The sequence below is a fragment of the Bradyrhizobium sediminis genome (assembly GCF_018736085.1).
In the GTDB taxonomy this organism is placed as follows: Bacteria; Pseudomonadota; Alphaproteobacteria; order Rhizobiales; family Xanthobacteraceae; genus Bradyrhizobium; species Bradyrhizobium sediminis.
Genome location: NZ_CP076134.1, coordinates 3,360,050 through 3,378,388 on the forward strand (window position 1 = coordinate 3,360,050; position 18,339 = coordinate 3,378,388).

General features: G+C 64.0%; 17 protein-coding genes. 10 read left to right on the forward strand and 7 right to left on the reverse strand.

Annotated elements, in window-relative coordinates:
- The first annotated feature begins 29 nt into the window (after positions 1-29).
- Positions 30-446: a hypothetical protein gene (locus tag KMZ29_RS16300; protein WP_215620197.1), complete on the forward strand. Its 417-nt coding sequence runs from the start codon at positions 30-32 to the stop codon at positions 444-446.
- A gap of 56 nt (positions 447-502) precedes the next feature.
- Entirely contained in the window at positions 503-742 is a 240-nt protein-coding gene (locus KMZ29_RS16305; protein ID WP_249779711.1) for a hypothetical protein, read from the forward strand.
- 43 nt (positions 743-785) lie between these two features.
- Here the strand turns inward: KMZ29_RS16305 and KMZ29_RS16310 are convergent, their stop codons facing one another.
- Positions 786-1,334, reverse strand: a complete 549-nt coding sequence (locus KMZ29_RS16310) for a CreA family protein (RefSeq protein ID WP_215620198.1) — start codon at positions 1,332-1,334, stop codon at positions 786-788.
- Positions 1,335-1,552: 218 nt separating this feature from the next.
- Here KMZ29_RS16310 and KMZ29_RS16315 point away from each other — a divergent pair, with 218 nt between their 5' ends.
- The 5 genes from KMZ29_RS16315 (at position 1,553) to KMZ29_RS16335 (ending at position 7,410) form a co-directional block, all read left to right on the forward strand.
- On the forward strand, positions 1,553-3,313 hold the full coding sequence (locus KMZ29_RS16315; protein ID WP_249779712.1) for a L,D-transpeptidase: 1,761 nt from the start codon (positions 1,553-1,555) through the stop codon (positions 3,311-3,313).
- 94 nt (positions 3,314-3,407) lie between these two features.
- Positions 3,408-5,057: a hypothetical protein gene (locus tag KMZ29_RS16320; protein WP_369810025.1), complete on the forward strand. Its 1,650-nt coding sequence runs from the start codon at positions 3,408-3,410 to the stop codon at positions 5,055-5,057.
- A 76-nt stretch (positions 5,058-5,133) separates the two neighbouring features.
- Complete coding sequence (locus KMZ29_RS16325; RefSeq protein ID WP_215624300.1) at positions 5,134-5,709, forward strand: glutathione peroxidase; 576 nt, start codon at positions 5,134-5,136, stop codon at positions 5,707-5,709.
- Positions 5,710-5,879: 170 nt separating this feature from the next.
- Positions 5,880-6,818 (forward strand): polysaccharide deacetylase family protein, encoded by a 939-nt coding sequence (locus KMZ29_RS16330; RefSeq protein WP_215620200.1) that lies wholly within the window; start codon positions 5,880-5,882, stop codon positions 6,816-6,818.
- 22 nt (positions 6,819-6,840) lie between these two features.
- The gene (locus KMZ29_RS16335) at positions 6,841-7,410 is read left to right on the forward strand and encodes a dihydrofolate reductase family protein (RefSeq protein ID WP_215620201.1); all 570 of its coding nucleotides are present in this window, start codon (positions 6,841-6,843) and stop codon (positions 7,408-7,410) included.
- On the opposite strand, the gene KMZ29_RS16340 is transcribed toward KMZ29_RS16335, so the two are convergent.
- The 3 genes from KMZ29_RS16340 to aspS form a co-directional block, all read right to left on the reverse strand.
- Positions 7,395-7,847 (reverse strand): DoxX family protein, encoded by a 453-nt coding sequence (locus KMZ29_RS16340; protein WP_215620202.1) that lies wholly within the window; start codon positions 7,845-7,847, stop codon positions 7,395-7,397. The two genes, KMZ29_RS16335 and KMZ29_RS16340, sit on opposite strands and share 16 nt — an antisense overlap.
- Positions 7,848-7,985: 138 nt before the next feature.
- The gene (locus tag KMZ29_RS16345) at positions 7,986-10,295 is read right to left on the reverse strand and encodes an NADP-dependent malic enzyme (RefSeq protein WP_215620203.1); all 2,310 of its coding nucleotides are present in this window, start codon (positions 10,293-10,295) and stop codon (positions 7,986-7,988) included.
- Positions 10,296-10,349: 54 nt separating this feature from the next.
- A complete protein-coding gene (gene aspS / locus KMZ29_RS16350; RefSeq protein WP_215620204.1) occupies positions 10,350-12,122 on the reverse strand; it encodes an aspartate--tRNA ligase in 1,773 nt (590 codons plus the stop codon).
- A 223-nt stretch (positions 12,123-12,345) separates the two neighbouring features.
- Here aspS and KMZ29_RS16355 point away from each other — a divergent pair, with 223 nt between their 5' ends.
- The gene (locus KMZ29_RS16355; RefSeq protein WP_215620205.1) at positions 12,346-13,824 is read left to right on the forward strand and encodes a protein adenylyltransferase SelO; all 1,479 of its coding nucleotides are present in this window, start codon (positions 12,346-12,348) and stop codon (positions 13,822-13,824) included.
- Between the two features lie 419 nt (positions 13,825-14,243).
- Positions 14,244-15,392 (forward strand): ribonuclease D, encoded by a 1,149-nt coding sequence (gene rnd, locus KMZ29_RS16360; protein ID WP_215620206.1) that lies wholly within the window; start codon positions 14,244-14,246, stop codon positions 15,390-15,392.
- Between the two features lie 44 nt (positions 15,393-15,436).
- Here rnd and KMZ29_RS16365 read toward each other — a convergent pair whose 3' ends face one another.
- From KMZ29_RS16365 to KMZ29_RS16375, 3 genes are read right to left on the reverse strand one after another with little or no spacing between them, the layout of a single operon-like run.
- On the reverse strand, positions 15,437-16,000 hold the full coding sequence (locus tag KMZ29_RS16365; protein ID WP_215624301.1) for an isochorismatase family protein: 564 nt from the start codon (positions 15,998-16,000) through the stop codon (positions 15,437-15,439).
- 29 nt (positions 16,001-16,029) lie between these two features.
- The gene (locus KMZ29_RS16370) at positions 16,030-16,638 is read right to left on the reverse strand and encodes a GNAT family N-acetyltransferase (protein WP_215620207.1); all 609 of its coding nucleotides are present in this window, start codon (positions 16,636-16,638) and stop codon (positions 16,030-16,032) included.
- On the reverse strand, positions 16,625-17,233 hold the full coding sequence (locus KMZ29_RS16375) for a hypothetical protein (RefSeq protein ID WP_215624302.1): 609 nt from the start codon (positions 17,231-17,233) through the stop codon (positions 16,625-16,627). Before KMZ29_RS16375 ends, KMZ29_RS16370 begins: the two co-directional genes overlap by 14 nt.
- 68 nt (positions 17,234-17,301) lie before the next feature.
- Here KMZ29_RS16375 and KMZ29_RS16380 point away from each other — a divergent pair, with 68 nt between their 5' ends.
- Positions 17,302-18,339 carry a LysR family transcriptional regulator gene (locus KMZ29_RS16380; protein WP_215620208.1) on the forward strand — a complete coding sequence of 346 codons (1,038 nt, stop codon included), beginning with the start codon at positions 17,302-17,304 and terminating at the stop codon, positions 18,337-18,339.

The window sequence follows — 18,339 nt, forward strand, 5'->3', positions numbered from 1 at the left end:
GGCCAGTCAGCGCAAACGCCAGGGCAAGGATGAAACTGAAGGTCCGCATTCGACTGTCTCCGGTTGGGCCTGCCGGCGCTGCCCGCCGTTTTGGTGGGCCACCTGATAACCATCCGTTGTTTCCGGATGTCTGCGCGAAAAGCGGGAAATGGTTTCGTCGCCAGGAGAATTGTTTCGTCGGCGGCTGCCGGACGAAACAATTGCCCGAAAACTTTAATGATTTCAGCCGGCCCAACGGGAGACTGGTCCGCTGGGCCAGCCGCATCGTTCACTGGCCGACCCCGGCCATCAGTTCCGGCGCCGGGGTCAATATCGGCGAGCCGCACCGCAAAACCCGCCGGTTCGAAGCTCTGTCCGACTCTTTAACGTTTCTGTGGTGGAGAAGGCCCCTCGGCAACGCGACGACCTTGAACCGAAGTCCCGTCGGAGCCGACTCACCCGAATGACGTGCAACCTTTTGGAGCGTTGGTTGTTACTGAAATTTCAGCAAAGGATCGCAGTCGTGGGCAATGGCAACATCGATGTTGGCAATGAAACCTCGACTCGCAAACCGGGCGAGCCGCGGATCGAGGCTCCCAATTCCGTCAGGATGAAGCGGCCGGGAAATTGTGGCGCGATGTCGCAGCAATGCGGCGACAGCGGCAACTACTCGACGCCGCAAAAATTCGTCCAGCTGGTGGGCTGCCGGGAGCCCAAGGCCCGGCCCGAACCGTGGGTGCGCCCCGGCCCGGCCAAGCGATAGGGGACCAAGCGAAAGACTTGGAATCGGATCTTTCGGATCCCGGTCACTGGATGAACTCGCCGCATTTCTGAACCGTGCCATCGGCGGCTCCCCACGGCATGATCGGCACCGTGGAGGTCGAATTCTTCGGCGACCCTTCGATCAGCTTGTCCGAGTACACCATATAGACCAGCACGTTACGCTTGGCGTCGCAGCCGCGGACGATCTGCATCTTCTTGAAGAACAGCGAGCGGCGCCTCCGGAACATGTCGTCGCCCTGCTCCAGCCTGCCCTTGAAGCGAATTGGAGCGATCTGGCGGCAAGCCAGTGAAATATCTGACACTTCTTCGGCAAGCCCGAGCCAACCTTTGAAGCCGCCCCTCTCCGGCACCGTGAAGTGACAAGCCACGCCCTCGACCTCGGGATCGTCGACGGCATAGGTCGCAAGCTTGTCGTTGGGGCTGATCCACTTGAAGACGGTCGAGCGGCGAAAGATCAGGTCCGGCTCGTCGGCTGCGAATGCCGGCGCTGCCGGCGCCAACGCCAATACAAGCGCCAGCAAGGCCCAAAGCCTCCATTTGGTGTCATACGGGCTGGGGGCTTTGCATGTCATGGATGTCTCCGTTGGCGAAGGTTTCCACCCATGTAGGTGGGCGTGAGTCCCGCAGGAAGGTTTGCGGTAGCCGATAACCGCGGCCGTTTAACCGAATGTGAGGCTTTTTTGCTACCCTTGGGCGAAAGTCGCAGCCTTCACGGCGCGTATGCTGGTGAACATGTTGTGCCTCTGCGACAACTAACCATGCAGAGTTTTGGGATTCGAGGATATTGCGCGTGGACGGGCATCGGATTTCTGTTGCGGCGATTGCGACCGGACGGTTCTGGCAAGTTGCGGCTTTGACGGCGGCCGGAGCGATCGGCTCCGCCTCCCAGGCTGAAGCCGCCCTCTATTACTGGGGGTACTCCGAACCCGGATATTATCGGCCGGGCCCGACGGTTCAGCCGCGCCGGCAACGGCCGCGCCGGCAAACGACCGCCAAGCCCGCGGCGGAAAAGCAAGCCGTCGCCAAGCCGGTCGGACCGCTGATCATTGCGATCTCGATCGAGAAGCAGAAGGTAAGGGTTTACGACGCCAACGGTTTCTTTGCGGAAAGCCCGGTCTCGACGGGGATGAAGGGTCATCCGACGCCGATGGGCGTGTTCAGCATCATTCAGAAACACAAGCTGCACCACTCCAACATCTACAGCGGCGCGCCGATGCCGTTCATGCAGCGGATCACCTGGTCCGGCGTCGCCATGCACGCCGGCGTGCTGCCGGGCTATCCGGCGTCGCACGGCTGCATCCGCATGCCGATGGCGTTTGCCCAGAAGATGTGGAACTGGACCAGGATGGGCGCGCGGGTGGTCGTCACCCCTGGCGAGATGACGCCCGCCAGTTTCTCGCATCCGCTGCTCATGACCCAAAAGGTGGTGCCGGTTGCCAACGACGCCCCGCAAGTGGATGCGCCGCTCGGCGTGAAATCCGACAAGGGCGCCGATGCCAGGCCGGCAAGCAAACCGGCCGACACCGCCGAGACGAAACTTGAGTTGCGATCGACCGTCGGCCACGGCCAGTTGACCCAGACCGCCGATGCCAGCAGCGCCATGCCGGCGAATGCCGCGGTCATCATGTCCGACGCTTCGTCCGCCGGCGAGGCCGCTCCGGCCAAGGCCGCGGAAGGCTCCGGCGCTGAAGCGAAGCCGGAAGCCGCAAAATCCGACGAGGTCAAACCGGAAACCGCCAAATCCGAAGCTGAACCGGAGAGTGCAAAGACCGCAGATGCAGCGGCGTCCGAGGACAAGCCGGCCAATGCCAAACCGGCTGACATCGTCACCGGCGAGGTCAAGGCGGCTGAGCCCGACAATTCCGCGGTAAAGGCCGAAGCCCAGCCGGAAACGACCGCGGGTGTTGCGAAAACCGGGTCGCCCAAAGCCGAGACCGTCAAGGCAGAAGAACCGAAGGCGACCGAGAAGCCAGCCGAACCCGCCAAAACGGTTGCGGACGCGCCCGCCACTGCGCTTGATGCGAAAACGGATGAAGTAAAAAAGGATCCCGCGCGCCTGCCGGCGGTCGAAAAGGCCGCAAGGGCGGAGCCGAAGCGCGAAGGCCAGATCGCGGTGTTCATCAGCCACAAGGATGGCAAGCTGTATGTCCGGCAGAACTTCAAGCCGGTGTTCGACGTACCCGTGACGATCGCGCCGAGCGACCGCCTGCTGGGCACCCATGTATTCACGGCGGAGGCCGACAGGAGCGATCCCAACAGGCTGCGCTGGTCGGTGGTGTCGCTGCCGGTTTCGGCGCGCAACGCGCAGAAGAACGACGACGAGCGCCTCTCGCGGCGGCGCAAGGTCGCGGGCACGGCGCCCGCCGAAGTGAAGCCGTTGCCGGCGCCGAACAGCCCGGCCGAGGCGCTGGACCGCATCACGATTCCGCCGGACGCGATGGCGCGCATCGCCGAGGCCCTCACCACCGGTGGATCGATCGTAGTGTCCGACCAGAGCATCAAGCAGGGCGAAACCGGCGAAGGCACGGATTTCATCGTTCCGCTGCGCTAGCGGACTTGAGCGAAGGACCCGGGCAAGGGACTTGCTCTCGGCCTCCGCGGCGGCCGTCGCTTTGGCCCGGCGGCTCAGCTAAAAGACCGCCGGCATGAATGAGCTTCCCACCACGGCCCCTGCGACCGCGCCGCCGATGACGGCGGCCGGGGACGCATTCGGCCGGATGACCTTTCTCGGCCGGCGCTGGGGACTGGCGGCGATCGTCGCCGGCCTGGCCTTTTCGTTCTTTCTGTACGGCTACGCCCTGATCTATTGGCGCAACGCCGACATGGATTTCATGGTGATCTACAACGCGCTTGCCCTCAACGACGGCAAGCCGCAACGCTTCTTCGATCACACCGCCTACATCACCATCCTCTCGGTGAAGCTGTGGTTTCAGCTGCTGCACGCGCTCGGCCTGCTCGACGCCTGGTCGCTGTCGGCCATTCCGCCGGCATCCGATGTGGCCGCCTTCGACGCCGCCATGACCAGCGCCGTGCGCGCCGGACGCCTGCTGGCCTTCCTGATCGCGACCGGCTGCGTGCTGATTTTCGCGGGTTTGACCCGCCGAGTGGTGCGCGACTGGCGCGTCGCCATGCTGGCGACGCTGGCCTTCGCATTCTCCGGCGGCATCGCGGTGCATTCGCGCATCCTGCGCAGCGAGCTGGTGGCGGCGTGCCCGGTGATCTTTGCGCTTCTGATCCTGATCGCGATCGGGCGTAGCGCCAGCATCGCGCGCCCGCTCTGGATGGCGCTGGCCGCCGGATTATGCGTGCTCGGACTCGAGAACAAGGTGCAGGTCATCCTGCTGATCGGCGCGCTGCCGCTATTGCTGCTGCCGTTCGGAAGCCGCGACAGCGCAAGCGTCGCATTCTGGAACAACACGCCATCAGCCTGGCTGGCGGCGGTTGTCGCGGCGATCGCAGCGTTCGCGGCGGTATGGGCGGCGTGGCCGCTGATCGCGACCGGCTTCGATCGCGCCCTGCTCGAGGCCGCGCAGTTCCGTCCGCTGTTGCTGGGCCGCTATGGCATCTATCAGGCGGCGCTGTCGGTGCTGATCGCCGGCTGCATGATCGCCTATGCCGCGATCTGGCGGATCAGCGCGGCCGAAACGCTGGCGTCGATGCTTGCCATGGCAGCCGGCGCCCTGGTCGCGCTGCTCGCGCTCGATCTCCAGTACAACGCCGGCAATGTGATCGCGGTGATCAATCCGCTGGAGAAGATGCTGACCTTTGCCGACGCGGCCACGTCAGATGCCGCCAGCGGTTCAAGCCTTTCCGGAATTCTGCGGCTGCTGCTCGAGGGGATTGCGTCGGTGCTGGCGCGCTACACTTTCGTGCTGCACTCCTCGCCGCGTCCGACGGTGTTTCTCACCTGGCTGATCGTGCCCGGCATCGTCTACACATGGCGCCGCGGCGAGAGGCTGGTCGCGATCCAGGCGCTTGCGTTGCTGCTGGCCGCGATCGGGATCGACGCGCTCGGCGTGCGGCGCGGTTTGAAATCCGAATATTTCATCTTCACCGATCCCCTGATCATCCTCTCGGGCGCAATCCTGCTGGATTCCTTAGCCGATCTGCGCTTTCGCAAATGGACTTATGCGATCGGCGCGGTCCTGTTCGGACTGCATATCGCCGTCGGCCAGGCCGAACCGATCAAATACGCCTTCATGCGCAGGGGGCCGGAGCCGATCTGTCAGTGGCGGCCGTACTACACCCCGCTGCTGCAGCTGCCGTGGTGCCCCGCCCCGCCGGCCCGGCCATAACGCCTTGTTGAAAGGCATCGGCTTTCCGGTTGCGCTATCGTGGCTCGAACCGGATCGCGGATGAAGAGAGATGACAATGCTCGACCGCAGGACCATTTTCATGGCGGCGCTGGCCGCGGTCGCGAGTCCGGCCTCGACACGGCACGCGCTCGCACAGGCCCCGATCAGCCGAATCACCGCCTACGCATTCTCGTTTCCCGCGCTCGCGGGCGGCGATATCAGGCTCGCGGACTATGCCGGCCGGCCGATTCTGGTCGTCAACACGGCCTCGCTCTGTGGCTTCACCCCGCAATATGCCGGCCTGCAGGAGCTGTGGACCGAGTTCCAGGGCCGCGGTCTGATGATTCTGGGTGTTCCCTCGAACGATTTCGGGGGACAGGAGCCCGGCGGCACCACGGAGATCGCGAACACCGCACAGCAGCACTATGGGGTTACCTTTCCCATTGCGGCAAAAGCCGTCGTCACGGGGGCCAATGCGCACCCCTTCTACAAATGGGCCGCCGACGCGCGCCCGAAGGATGTCCCGCACTGGAACTTCCACAAGTATCTGATCGGCCGCGACGGTTATATCGCCGAGGTTTTTTCCGAGCGCGTCGAACCGACCGACACGCGAATAAGAGCCGCCATCGCGCGGGCGCTCGCGGCCTCCTGAGCTCAAGGGCTCTCCCCGGAATTAACCGGACTGGCCGACAAATCGGCCACAGGGGATAAAAGCCGTTGCCGTGGCGGCGCGGGTCCAACTAGGCTACCATGATCAGGGGCAGGAAGCGGCTCGGGCGAGCGTCACAAGCCCGGGCTTGGGATCAATTCGAGGGATATCCAATGCGTATTGCGGCAGGTTTGATCTTTGCAGGCGCGGTTTCGCTGTGTGCAACGGGCGCAGCATGGTCGCAAGCCACCACCGGCGCCAAGAGCGCGGCCGTGCCCCCGGCCGCTGCACCGGCGCCAGCCCCGGCGCCCACTTCTGCGAAAGCCGCATGCGCCAACCCTGACGCGCTGGGCGTCGCCCGCGTGGTGGAGATCGACACCACCGGCGGACCCGGTTTCGGCTTCGAGCATTTCAAGCAACTCGATTTCCTGCGCGACAAGGAAGTGGTGCTGACGTTCGACGACGGCCCGTGGCCGGTCAATACGCCCTCGGTGCTGAAGGCGCTGGCCCAAGAATGCACCAAGGCCATCTTCTTTCCGATCGGCAAGCACGCGAGCTACTATCCGGAGATCCTGAAGCAGGTGGCCGCCGCCGGACACACGATCGGATCGCATACCTGGTCGCACGCCAACCTCAACAACAAGAAGATGACCGAGGCGCAGGCCAAGGAGGAAGTCGAAAAAGGTTTCAGCGCGGTGAAATGGGCGCTCGGGGCCGCACCGGCGCCGTTCTTCCGCTTCCCGGCGCTGCAACATCCGCCGGTTATGGTGACCTATCTCGGCGAGCGCAACATCGGGATATTCTCCTGCGATCTCGACTCGTTCGACTTCAAGGCGAGGACGGCCCAAACCATCATCGACAGCGTGATGAAGAAGGTCGACAAGCTGGGCAAGGGCATCATCCTGATGCACGACTTCCAGAAGCACACCGCCGAAGCCCTGCCCGATCTGCTGCGCAGATTGAAGGCCGGCGGCTACAAGGTCGTGCAGATGAGGGCCAAGGCGCCGGTGCTGACCATCGCGGCGTTTGACGAGAGCGTCATCAAGGACATGAAGCTTCCGACCGTGAGCAACCGCCCGCTCAACAGCGTGGTGCAGACGATCTCGGAATAGCGCAAGCCGCGCGACGACGCATATGCCGGTGTTGCGCATCGACGGCTACGTCATCGTGTCCGCCGACGGCATGCTGGCGAACGCCGATCGCATGATGCCGGACGAACTGAAGTTCGAGGGCGACAAGCGGTTCTTCACCGCGGCCCTCGATCATGCCGACCTGATCGTGCATGGGCGCAATTCCTTCGAGGATCAGCCGAACTCGCCGCAGCGAAAGCGCATCATCCTGACCCGGTCGATCGCTTCGCTCGCGCCCGATCCATCCAATCCCAAAGCCACGCTGTGGAATCCGGCCGGGGCTTCCTTTGAAGCCGCCTGCGAGCGCGCCGGCGTCCGCGCCGGCACGGCGGCCGTTATCGGTGGACCTGACGTATTCGAAATGTTCATGGACCGCTACGACACATTCTGGCTGTCGCGCGCGCCGCGGGTAAAGTTGCCGGGCGGCGAGCCCTGCTTCCCCGGCGTGCCGGCACGCTCGCCCGAGGAAATCCTGGCCGCCCATGGCCTCGAGGCCGGCGAGGCCCGGATGCTCGATCCCGCCTGCGGCGTCACCGTCACGCCGTGGCGGCGTATCGCTCAGACGTCGCTATAGGTGGGTTCCGGCGTCTCCGAGGACCGGCCATAGCCGGCGATGATGAACAGTGCGCCGATGATCGAGAGATTCTTCAGCGCATCCACCAGGCTCTTGGCGCTTTCCGGCGACGACTGATTCCAGAAATCGTGGAAGTAGAAGGTTGCCGCGGCCACGAAGACGATCAGGAGAATGGCGAAGAACCGCGCGCCGAAATTGAGCGCAATCATCAATCCGGCAATCACCTCGAAGGCTCCGACGGCAATGGCGAGCATCTGCGGCGTGGTCATGCCCGTCATCGTTTCCAGCTGCGCGGTATAGGGCGTGAGCAGAGCGGGAATGGCGACCTTGGCTGCGATGAATTCCGACGTGGCCTGGATGCCGAACAGCTTGGTTGCTCCCGTATAAATAAATAGCACGGCGAACAGAATTCGCCCGAAAGTAACAAACGCTGGCATGGTTGGCCTCGTTGAATGCTGCAAATGCCGATGTCGCGGCGGCGGAGGGATTATGGGCGCTCCGCCTCGGCTTTTCAAACAGTCAAATCAATCCGAAACGCCGACGGCGGCAACCGCAACCGGTCGGTCTCCGCCCCCCTAGCCAAACAGGCTCGGTTGCTGGCGGCCGGCGCGCTCCTGGGCTTCGACCGCGGCAACCGCCGTCATATTGAGAATGCCGCGCGCGGTCACCGAGGGAGTGAGGATGTGGGCCGGGCGCGAGGGCCCGATCAGGATCGGCCCCACCGGAAGCGCGTCGGCCAGTACCTTGATCATCTGATAGGCGACGTTGGCGGTATCGAGGTTCGGCATGATCAGGATATTGGCGACGCCTTCCAGCTTCGAATGCGGCAGGATCAGTTTGCGCGCGGCTTCGGAGAGCGCGGTATCGCCCTGCATCTCGCCATCGGCCTCGATCTCCGGATGGTTCTCCTTCAACAGCGCGGTGGCGCGGCGCATCTTGCGCGAGGAATCGGTGTCGTAGCTGCCGAAATCGGAATGGGAGACGAAGGCGACCTTGGGCTTGATGTTGAAGCGCTGGACGTGGATCGCCGCCAGCGCCGCCACTTCCGCAAGCTCCTCGGCGCTCGGGTTCGGCCGCACCTGCGTATCGGTGATGAAATAGGCCCCCTTGCTGGTGATCATCAGCGCCAATGCAGCGAAATCGCTGACGCCGGGCAGGAATCCGACGATCTCGCGAACATGGCGCAGATGGCTCATGTAGCGGCCCTCGACGCCGCAGATCATGGCATCGGCCTCGCCGCGCACCACCGCCAGCGCGGCGATGACGGTAGCGTTGGTGCGCACCACCGTGCGCGCGGCGTCCGGGGTCACGCCATGCCGGCCGGCGACGTCAATGTAGGACTGGACATAGGATCGGTAGCGCGGATCGTCTTCCGGATTGACCAGATCGAAATCCCGTCCGGCCTTGATGGCGAGGCCGTAGCGCTTGATGCGCGCCTCGACCACCGAGGGACGTCCGACCAGGATCGGCCGCGCCAGATTTTCCTCGAGCACGACCTGGGTCGCGTGCAGCACCCGCTCGTCCTCGCCTTCCGCATAGATCACGCGAACCGGCTGAGTCCTGGCCTTGGCGAACATCGGCTTCATGACGAGGCCGGAGCGGAACGCGAAGCGCTCGAGCTGGGCGGCGTAGTCCTCGATGTTCGCAATCGGGCGGGAGGCGACGCCGGACTCCATCGCCGCCTTGGCGACCGCCGGCGCAATGCGCAGGATCAGCCGCGGATCGAACGGACTGGGGATCAGCGAGCCCGGGCCGAACCCTTGCGCTTCGCCGCTGTCGAAACCTTGCGCGGACGCGTCCGACGGCGGATCGCGCGCCAGCTGCGCGATCGCATCGACCGCGGCCTTCTTCATTTCCTCGTTGATCGCAGTGGCGCCGCAATCGAGCGCGCCGCGAAAGATGAAGGGAAAGCACAGGACGTTGTTGACCTGGTTGGGAAAGTCGGAGCGGCCGGTGCAGATCATCGCGTCGGGGCGCGCCTTGCGGGCTTCGTCCGGCATGATTTCCGGCGTCGGATTGGCGAGCGCCATCACCAATGGCTTGTCGGCCATCGCCTTCACCATCTCGGGCTTCAGCACATTGGGCGCCGAAAGGCCTAGAAAGATGTCGGCGCCGCCGATCACGTCCGCCAGCACGCGCTTGTCGGTCTTCTGCGCATAGACCGACTTCCAGCGGTCCATCAGCGTGTTGCGGCCTTCATGCACCACGCCGTCGATGTCGCAGACCCAGATGTTCTTGCGCTGCGCGCCCATCGAGACCAGCAGATTGAGGCAGGCGATCGCCGCCGCACCGGCGCCGGAGGCGACAATCTTGACGTCCGAAAGCTTCTTGCCGTTCAGCAGCAGCCCGTTGGTGATCGCAGCGGCGACGATGATCGCGGTGCCGTGCTGGTCATCGTGGAATACCGGGATCTTCATCCGCGCCTTCAGCTGCGCCTCGATCTCGAAACATTCCGGACCCTTGATGTCCTCGAGATTGATGCCGCCGAAGGTCGGTTCCAGCGCCGCCACGGTCTCGACCACGCGATCGATGGTGTCGGCGGCGATCTCGATGTCGAACACGTCGATGCCGGCGAATTTCTTGAACAGAACCGCCTTGCCTTCCATCACCGGCTTCGATGCCAGCGGGCCGATATTGCCGAGGCCGAGCACCGCCGTGCCGTTGGAGACGACGGCGACGAGGTTGGCACGGGTGGTCAGCGATGCCGCTTCCGCAGGATTTTCGGCGATCGCCGTGCAGGCGGCAGCCACGCCCGGCGAATAGGCCAGCGCCAGGTCGCGCTGGTTGGCGAGCGGCTTGGTCGCCTGAATCTCAAGCTTGCCCGGCCGGGGCAGCCGGTGATAGGCGAGCGCCGCGGATTGCAGATCTTCAGAATGGGACGACATACATTTCCCCTCGCGGCTTGCTCGGCCCCGAATTGAGACTTCAGTGACCAGTTTTCAGGTTTGCGGCAGATTGAGCCGGATGTGTAGTTCGCGCAACTGCTTCGGCGCGACCTCCGAAGGCGCTCCCATCAGCAGGTCGACGGCCTGCTGATTCATCGGGAACAGCGAGATTTCGCGCAAGTTCGTGGTGCCACAGAGCAGCATCACGATGCGGTCGACGCCGGCCGCCATGCCGCCATGCGGCGGCGCGCCGTACTGGAACGCACGATACATGCCGCCGAACCGCTCGACCACGTCCTTCTCGCCATAGCCGGCGATCTCGAACGCCTTCACCATCGCCTCGGGCCGATGATTGCGGATGCCGCCGGAGGCGATCTCGTAGCCGTTGCAGGTGATGTCGTACTGAAACGCCTTGATGGTCAGCGGATCCTCGGTCTGCAAAGCCTCGAGCCCGCCCTGCGGCATCGAGAACGGATTGTGCGAGAAATCGACCTTCTTGTCTTCCTCATTGTACTCGTACATCGGGAAATCGACGATCCAGGCGAGCTCGAACCGTTCCTTGTCGATCAGGTTCAACTCCTCGCCGAGCCTGGTGCGCGCGAGGCCGGAGAACTTCCAGAATTTTTCCGGATCGCCGGCGACGAAGAACGCGGCGTCGCCTTCCTTCAAGCCGAGCTGCGCGCGGATCGCTGCGGTGCGCTCCGGTCCGATGTTGTTGGCCAAGGGACCCGCGCCCTCACCGCCCTCGCGCCACATGATGTAGCCAAGCCCGGGCTGGCCCTCGCCCTGCGCCCAGGAATTCATCCGGTCGCAGAACGCGCGGCTGCCGCCGCCGGTGCCGGGAATGGCCCAGACCTGGTTCTTCGGGTCTTCCAGCATGCGCGCGAACACCTTGAAGCCGGAGCCGCGGAAATGTTCTGACACGTCCTGCATGACAATGGGATTGCGCAGATCGGGCTTGTCGCTGCCGTATTTGCGCAAGGCTTCGGCGAAGGGAATCCGTGGCCAGCCTTTGGTCACCGGCTTGCCCTTGGCGAAATCCTCGAACACGCCGGTAACGACCGGCTCCATCGCCTCAAACACGTCATCCTGGGTGACGAAGCTCATTTCGACGTCGAGCTGGTAGAACTCGCCGGGCAAGCGGTCGGCGCGCGGGTCCTCGTCGCGGAAACACGGCGCGATCTGGAAGTAGCGATCGAAGCCCGACATCATCAGGAGCTGCTTGTACTGCTGCGGCGCCTGCGGCAGCGCGTAGAACTGTCCGGGGTGAATCCGCGACGGCACCAGGAAGTCGCGTGCGCCCTCCGGCGACGACGCCGTCAGGATCGGGGTCTGGAATTCGAAGAAACCCTGCTCCTTCATCCGCTTGCGCATGGAATCGACGATCGCGCCGCGGGTCATGATATTCTGGTGCAGCTTCTCGCGGCGCAGGTCGAGGAAACGGTACTTAAGCCTTATGTCTTCAGGATATTCCTGCTCGCCGAACACCGGCAGCGGCAGTTCGGCGGCCGGGCCGAGCACCTCGATCTCGCTGACGTAGATCTCGACCATGCCGGTCGCCAGTTCCGGATTGTCGGTGCCGGCGGGACGGCGGCGGACCCTGCCGTCGATCCGCACCACCCATTCCGAACGCAGCTTTTCGGCATCCTTGAAGGCCGGCGAATCCGGGTCGGCCACGCACTGGGTCAGTCCGTAATGGTCGCGCAGGTCGATGAACAGCACGCCGCCATGGTCGCGGATACGATGGCACCAGCCCGACAGCCGAACCGTCTGGTCGATATGGCTCTCGCGGAGCGCGCCGCAGGTGTGGGACCGGTAACGATGCATGGAATTCCCAAAAACTGATGTCGGAGAGGTCGAATCGAGGCCAAAAGCCCGTCCGAGGAGGGTCAGGGTTTACCCGACGCGGTCAGGCGCGGCAACCGAATGCAGGACCGATTTTGGGCAGCAAAATCGCCCCCGAGGACAGGAAAACTGAGCGAAAACCCGCCTTCCTCCACCAACCGCGCAAGAAGATTGTCTATTCCCCGGACGCACCTATCTTGACCTCATGACGGTCCATTTCCCCTTCCAGAACACCTATGCGGCGCTGCCGGCGAACTTTTTCGCGCGCGTGGCGCCCACCCCGGTCGCCTCCCCGCGCCTGATCAAGCTGAACCGGCCGCTCGCGATCCATCTCGGCCTCGATCCCGACCTGCTCGACAGCCCCGAGGGAGCCGAAATCCTCGCCGGCAAGCGCGTCCCCGATGGCGCCGATCCGATCGCGATGGCCTATGCCGGCCACCAGTTCGGCCATTTCGTTCCGCAACTCGGTGACGGCCGCGCCATCCTGCTCGGCGAGGTGATCGACGCCGACGGCGTCCGCCGCGACATCCAGCTCAAGGGAAGCGGCCCGACGCCGTTTTCGCGCCGCGGCGACGGCCGCGCGGCGCTCGGTCCGGTGCTACGCGAATATATCGTCAGCGAGGCGATGGCCACGCTCGGCATTCCAACCACGCGATCGCTCGCCGCCGTCATGTCAGGCGAGAATGTGATGCGCGAGACGCCGCTGCCCGGCGCCGTGCTCACCCGCGTCGCCGCCAGCCACATCCGCGTCGGCACGTTTCAATACTTCGCGGCGCGCAGCGATACCGAGGGCGTGCGGCAACTGGCCGATCACGTCATCGCCCGGCACTATCCGCAAGCCGCCACTGCCGAGCGCCCCTATCACGCGCTGCTCGAAGCCGTGATCGCGCGGCAGGCCGAACTGGTGGCGCGCTGGCTGCTGGTCGGCTTCATCCACGGCGTCATGAACACCGACAATACCTCGATCTCCGGCGAGACTATCGATTACGGCCCCTGCGCTTTCATGGATCATTACGACCCCGCCACCGTGTTCAGCTCGATCGACGAGATGGGCCGCTACGCCTACGCCAACCAGCCGCGGATCGCCCAATGGAACCTGACCCGGCTGGCCGAATGCCTGTTGCCGCTGCTTTCCGACGACCGCGACAAGGCCATCGCGGAGGCGCAATCGGCGATCAACGGATTCGTGGCGGTGTTCGGCAGCGCCTGTCAGGCCGGCCTGCGCAAGAAGATCGGCCTGTTCACCGCGCGCGACGGCGACGAGGCGCTGGTGCAGGATCTGCTGGACGCCATGGCCAGGAACCAGGCCGACTTCACCCTGACCTTCCGGCGGCTGAGCGACGCCGCGCTCGATCCCGACGGTGAAAGCGAAGTCCGGCAACTGTTCGCGGACCCCGCCGCCCATGACGAATGGGCCGCGCGCTGGCGGCAACGGATCTCCGAGGAGCCGCAGGCCCCGGCCGAGCGGCAAGCCGCGATGCGCGCGGTCAATCCCGCCTTCATTCCGCGGAACCACAGGGTCGAGGCGGTGATCGAAGCCGCCGTCAACCGCGACGATTTTGCGCCGTTCGAGCAGCTGCTGGCGGTGCTGGCAAAGCCGTACGAGGACCAGCCGGCAATGGCGGCCTACGCCGAACCGCCCGAACCGCACGAGCGCGTGCTGCAGACCTTCTGCGGGACCTGACGCGCTAACCCGCCGTTAAACATCCGGCGAGGCACAAGCCTCCCGCGCCGCAAGAATTAAGAAACGGTCAATGCGTTCCCTACAAATCTAGCGGCCTGGCTTGAGGGAACGCTCGTGTTTGACGCATTGGTATTTGAGTTCATGGGATTGGCGATGCTCGCGCTCTGCATCATCGTGCTTGCCGTGCCGTCGCAGCGGCGGCCCTCCCGGCGCGTCAGCGACACCTGAGGGGTCCGGGTCCGGTTTCCCGGGCCGGTTGACGAAACGGCGCCGGCCTGAATTCGAGGCGCCCAGGCGGCCGCTGAGTCTTGCGGCAGATACTGAGGTTGCGGAAATGCAAGGCTCGAATTCAGCGCAAGACCCTTGACATATCAGCACTTTCGGCAGAACGCGGTCCTGAGAAGCGTTATGGACCGTTCATGGATCTGATTACCACCACCTCGGAACTGGCCGCGGCATGCGTCCGGCTCGCGAAACACCCAGTCATCACCGTCGATACCGAATTCCTGCGGGAAACCACCTATTACCCCCTGCTCTGCGTGGTGCAGATGGCGAGCGCCGAGGAGGCGGTCGTGATCGACACGCTGGCCCCGGGGATCGACCTCAAACCGTTCTTCGCCCTGATGGCCGACGAAAAGGTGCTGAAGGTGTTCCACGCCGCCCGCCAGGACATCGAAATCGTCTGGCATCAGGCCGGCATCGTCCCCCATCCGATTTTCGACACCCAGGTCGCGGCCATGGTGCTCGGCTATGGGGATTCCATCGCCTACGACCAGCTGGTCGAGCGCATTTGCGGCCACCGGCCGGACAAGACCCACCGTTTCACCGACTGGTCGCGCCGGCCGCTCACCGCGGAGCAGATGCATTATGCGGTCTCCGACGTCACCCATTTGCGCGAGGTGTTCGCCGCGCTGGACGCTGATCTCAAGAAGCGTGGCCGCAGTGACTGGGTCAGCGAGGAAATGGAGGTTCTGACCTCGCCGAAGACCTACGACTTCCACCCCGAACGGGCCTGGGAGCGGCTGAAGACACGGGTACGCAAGCCGAAGGAGCTGGCGGTGCTGATGGAGGTCGCCGCCTGGCGCGAACAGGAAGCGCAAAGCCGCGACGTTCCGCGCAGCCGCGTCCTGAAGGACGATGCGGTCGGCGACATCGCCACCCACGCGCCGACCAGCCTCGAGCGCCTCGCCAATCTGCGCTCGCTGCCGAAGGGTTTCGACCGGTCGAAATGGGGCGCCGATATCGTGGCGGCGGTGCAGCGCGGCATCGCCCGCGACCCCGCCTCCTTGCCGAAGATCGAGAAGCCGCGCAGCAATTCGAACGGTGCGGCGATCGTCGAGCTTCTGAAAGTCCTGCTGCGGATGACCTCGGAGCGTCACGCCGTCGCCAGCAAGATCATTGCCACGGTCGGCGATCTCGAGGAGATCGCCGCTGACGATAACGCCGACGTGGCCGCGCTGCACGGCTGGCGCCGCGAGCTGTTCGGCGAGGCGGCGCTGGCGCTGAAGCATGGCCAGCTCGCGCTCGCCATCGAAAAAGGCCGCGTGGTCCGGGTCGATCGAAACTAGAGCCTTGTCTGCTCTGATTGAATCAGAACCGGGCTCTGATCAGGTCACACCGAAATCACGGCATTGGCTTCGATCAGGTCGGCACTCCCGACGATGCCGGCAAAGTTGCCGATCACGTTGACGACCGCCAGCTTGTAGGAAGCGGCATCGCCGATGCCCGGACGCCGGCAGGCCACCGCATCGCTGACCACCTGATAGCGATGGCTGCGATGAAATCCGTCGACCACGGTCGACAGGATGGTCTCGTCGAGCGAGAACCCCGACAGCACGCAGCGGATGTTCCTCATGTTCGCCATGTATTCGGCGAACCGCGAGGAACTGTAGGCCGACGGCAGCGGATGCTCGAACGCCAGTTCTCCCGGCCGCGGCTTGAGGTCGGCAATCCAGTCCGTCAGGTTCGATGCCGGATTGAACCACGCGGCCTGGGCAATCCGCTTCAGGTGAATGATCGGCCAGAGGTTGTCGCGCCACAGCGTCATCAGTTCGAGACAGCGCGACCCAATCGCGTCGGGGTCCGCGATGACGTGACGGCGGCCCTCGGTGAGATACTCGGTTTGCAGATCCGCGCAGACGAGGATCGGCGGATCGTCGTGAATCGAGACCGCCAGCTTTGGATGGGTCATCATGCCACCGAATGTCACGCCGTCCGCAGCGGTGATGTCACCGGTCGGCCGGCCGACATGTCGAGAACCCCGGGCCTGTCCCAATCGCCCTCCGGCCGGATGATCACATAGGGATCGCTGTCGAGCGTGATGGCGTCGGCGGTGGGTTCGAGGTCGAGAACCATTTCGGTATAGGAAAAATCCGAAAAGGTGATCTTGCGGTTGTGGCCGAGCGGCTTGGCGCCGAAATGCGCCCAGAAATCCACCAGCCGGTCCTGCGCCTGGCCGTAGATCTTTCGGAATCCCTTGCGCTTGATGTAGTCGACGCTGGCCTGCACCAGCTTGAACGACACGCGCGTGCGCCGGAACTGGTGGCGCACGGCAAGCCGCTCGACCTTGGCGAACTCGCCGAAAAATCGCACCCGCAGGCAACCGGCCGGTTCGGCTCCGACAAATCCGAGGAAGTGGGCCGCGACCAGATCGTTGCCGTCGAACTCCTCTTCGATCGGGCAATCCTGCTCGGCGAGATAAACCGCCGACCGGATCGCCGTCATCAACATCAGGTCGTTGGGGTCGCGCGCGATGCGGACCGTGATCGCACGCGATTGGGTTTTCATCGCCGTTGATGAATTAATGCCGTGCATCTGCAAAGCTCCTCGCGGGTTGGACTGCTGGCGTGTTGATCGGAAGCCGGTTCCATGGACGCTGGTAGCGCCACAGCTCGTGCTGATAGCTCGGGATCGGTTCGAAGCCGATCGCGATCATCAGGTTGCGTCCGTCCGCGCTCGACGGCTGGGCATAGAGATCGGCCGGCGCCAGCCGCGACTGTGAAAGATGCGCCGACACGTTACCCAGTCCCGCCATCGCCCTGCCCTGACCTGCGATCGCCCAGACATAGATGGCGGACACCTCCTCCGATGCACCGGCAAGCAATCCAAGATCGGGATGCGTCAAATTGATGTCGTCGAGAATGAGAGCATCATGGCCCCTGTCGTTGAGATAGAGAAACGCCACTGCACCAAGCAATTTCCTCTTTCGGCTGAATGTCAGAATGCTGCCGGGGTCAAATGCGTAATACCGCGCGAGATCCGGTTCCGTCATTTGAACTCCCGGCACCAGCCGGTTGGCCATGTCGGCCAGCGCACCAAGCTCGGAACGCTGTGCGGGCTGCACCTCGATTTCTGCGCTTCGGGGCAGCAGATCGAAATCGCGTTTTGCGGCCAAAGTGGGCCTTTCCATATCGGGGTCACGCATCTATCGTCGCTCCTGCCTGTCGGCCAGCACCATATCGGGCGGGGAATTGGGGTATGCAGCAACTATTGCACCGGGGTGCTGCAATGACGCAGCACCGGACCGACGAAGTTCTGGATGCATCCTGGGATGACCTGCGATCGTTTCTGGCTTGTGCGCGATACAAGAGCTTTCGCAATGCGGCGGAGGAACTCGGCGTAACCAGCACCACGCTGATGCGCCGGATCGACCGGCTCGAAGAGTCCATCGGCTGCAAGCTGTTCCTGCGCGACCAGAGCGGATTGACGCTGAGCGACGCAGGTTCTGCGATGATCGGCGACGTGATGGAAATGGAACGTCACGCCTTCAATATTTTCCGGCGCGCGGCCCGATCAGACGATGCCGCCGGCACGGTCCGCGTCGCCGTCACCGAGGGTCCCGGCAATTTCTGGATTCTTCCACGGCTGATCGACTTCCAGAAAACCTACCGCAAGATCACGGTCGATCTACGCTGCGCGATGGAGCAAGCCGACGTCGCCCGGCTGGAAGCCGATATCGCGATCCAGCTCGAACGGCCGACCAATCCCGACCTCATCGTCACCAAGCTCGGCCGGCTGCATGTATATGCATTCGTTTCGGAAGACTATCGCAAACTCCACGGCGTTCCCACGCTTCCCGAAATCAGGAATCACCGGCTGGTGATCCAGCATGCGCCGCAGATCGACGATTCCGCCTATGCCCGGGTGCTGGGACTGACGTCGCTGGAGGGCATCGTCGGGATCAAGACCAACTCGAGCATCGGCGTGTTGTACGCAGTGGAGCGCGGCGCAGGAATGGGTTTCCTGCCGACATCTTCGGTGGCGCTCGGAGCGGCGCTGGTTGCCGTCGACCTCGGCGTCCATCATCACGCCGATCTGTGGCTCACCTATCACAAGGAGTTTCGAAACTCCGACCGGCACAAGATCGTCATCGACTGGCTGAAGAAAATATTCGATCCGAAAACCTATCCTTGCTTCAAGGACGAGTTCATCCATCCCAACGACCTCGTGCCGCTGATGGCGGCATCCAGGGCGAATTTCGGTCTTCAGGGATACGTAGCCGCGGGCCCGGCCTGA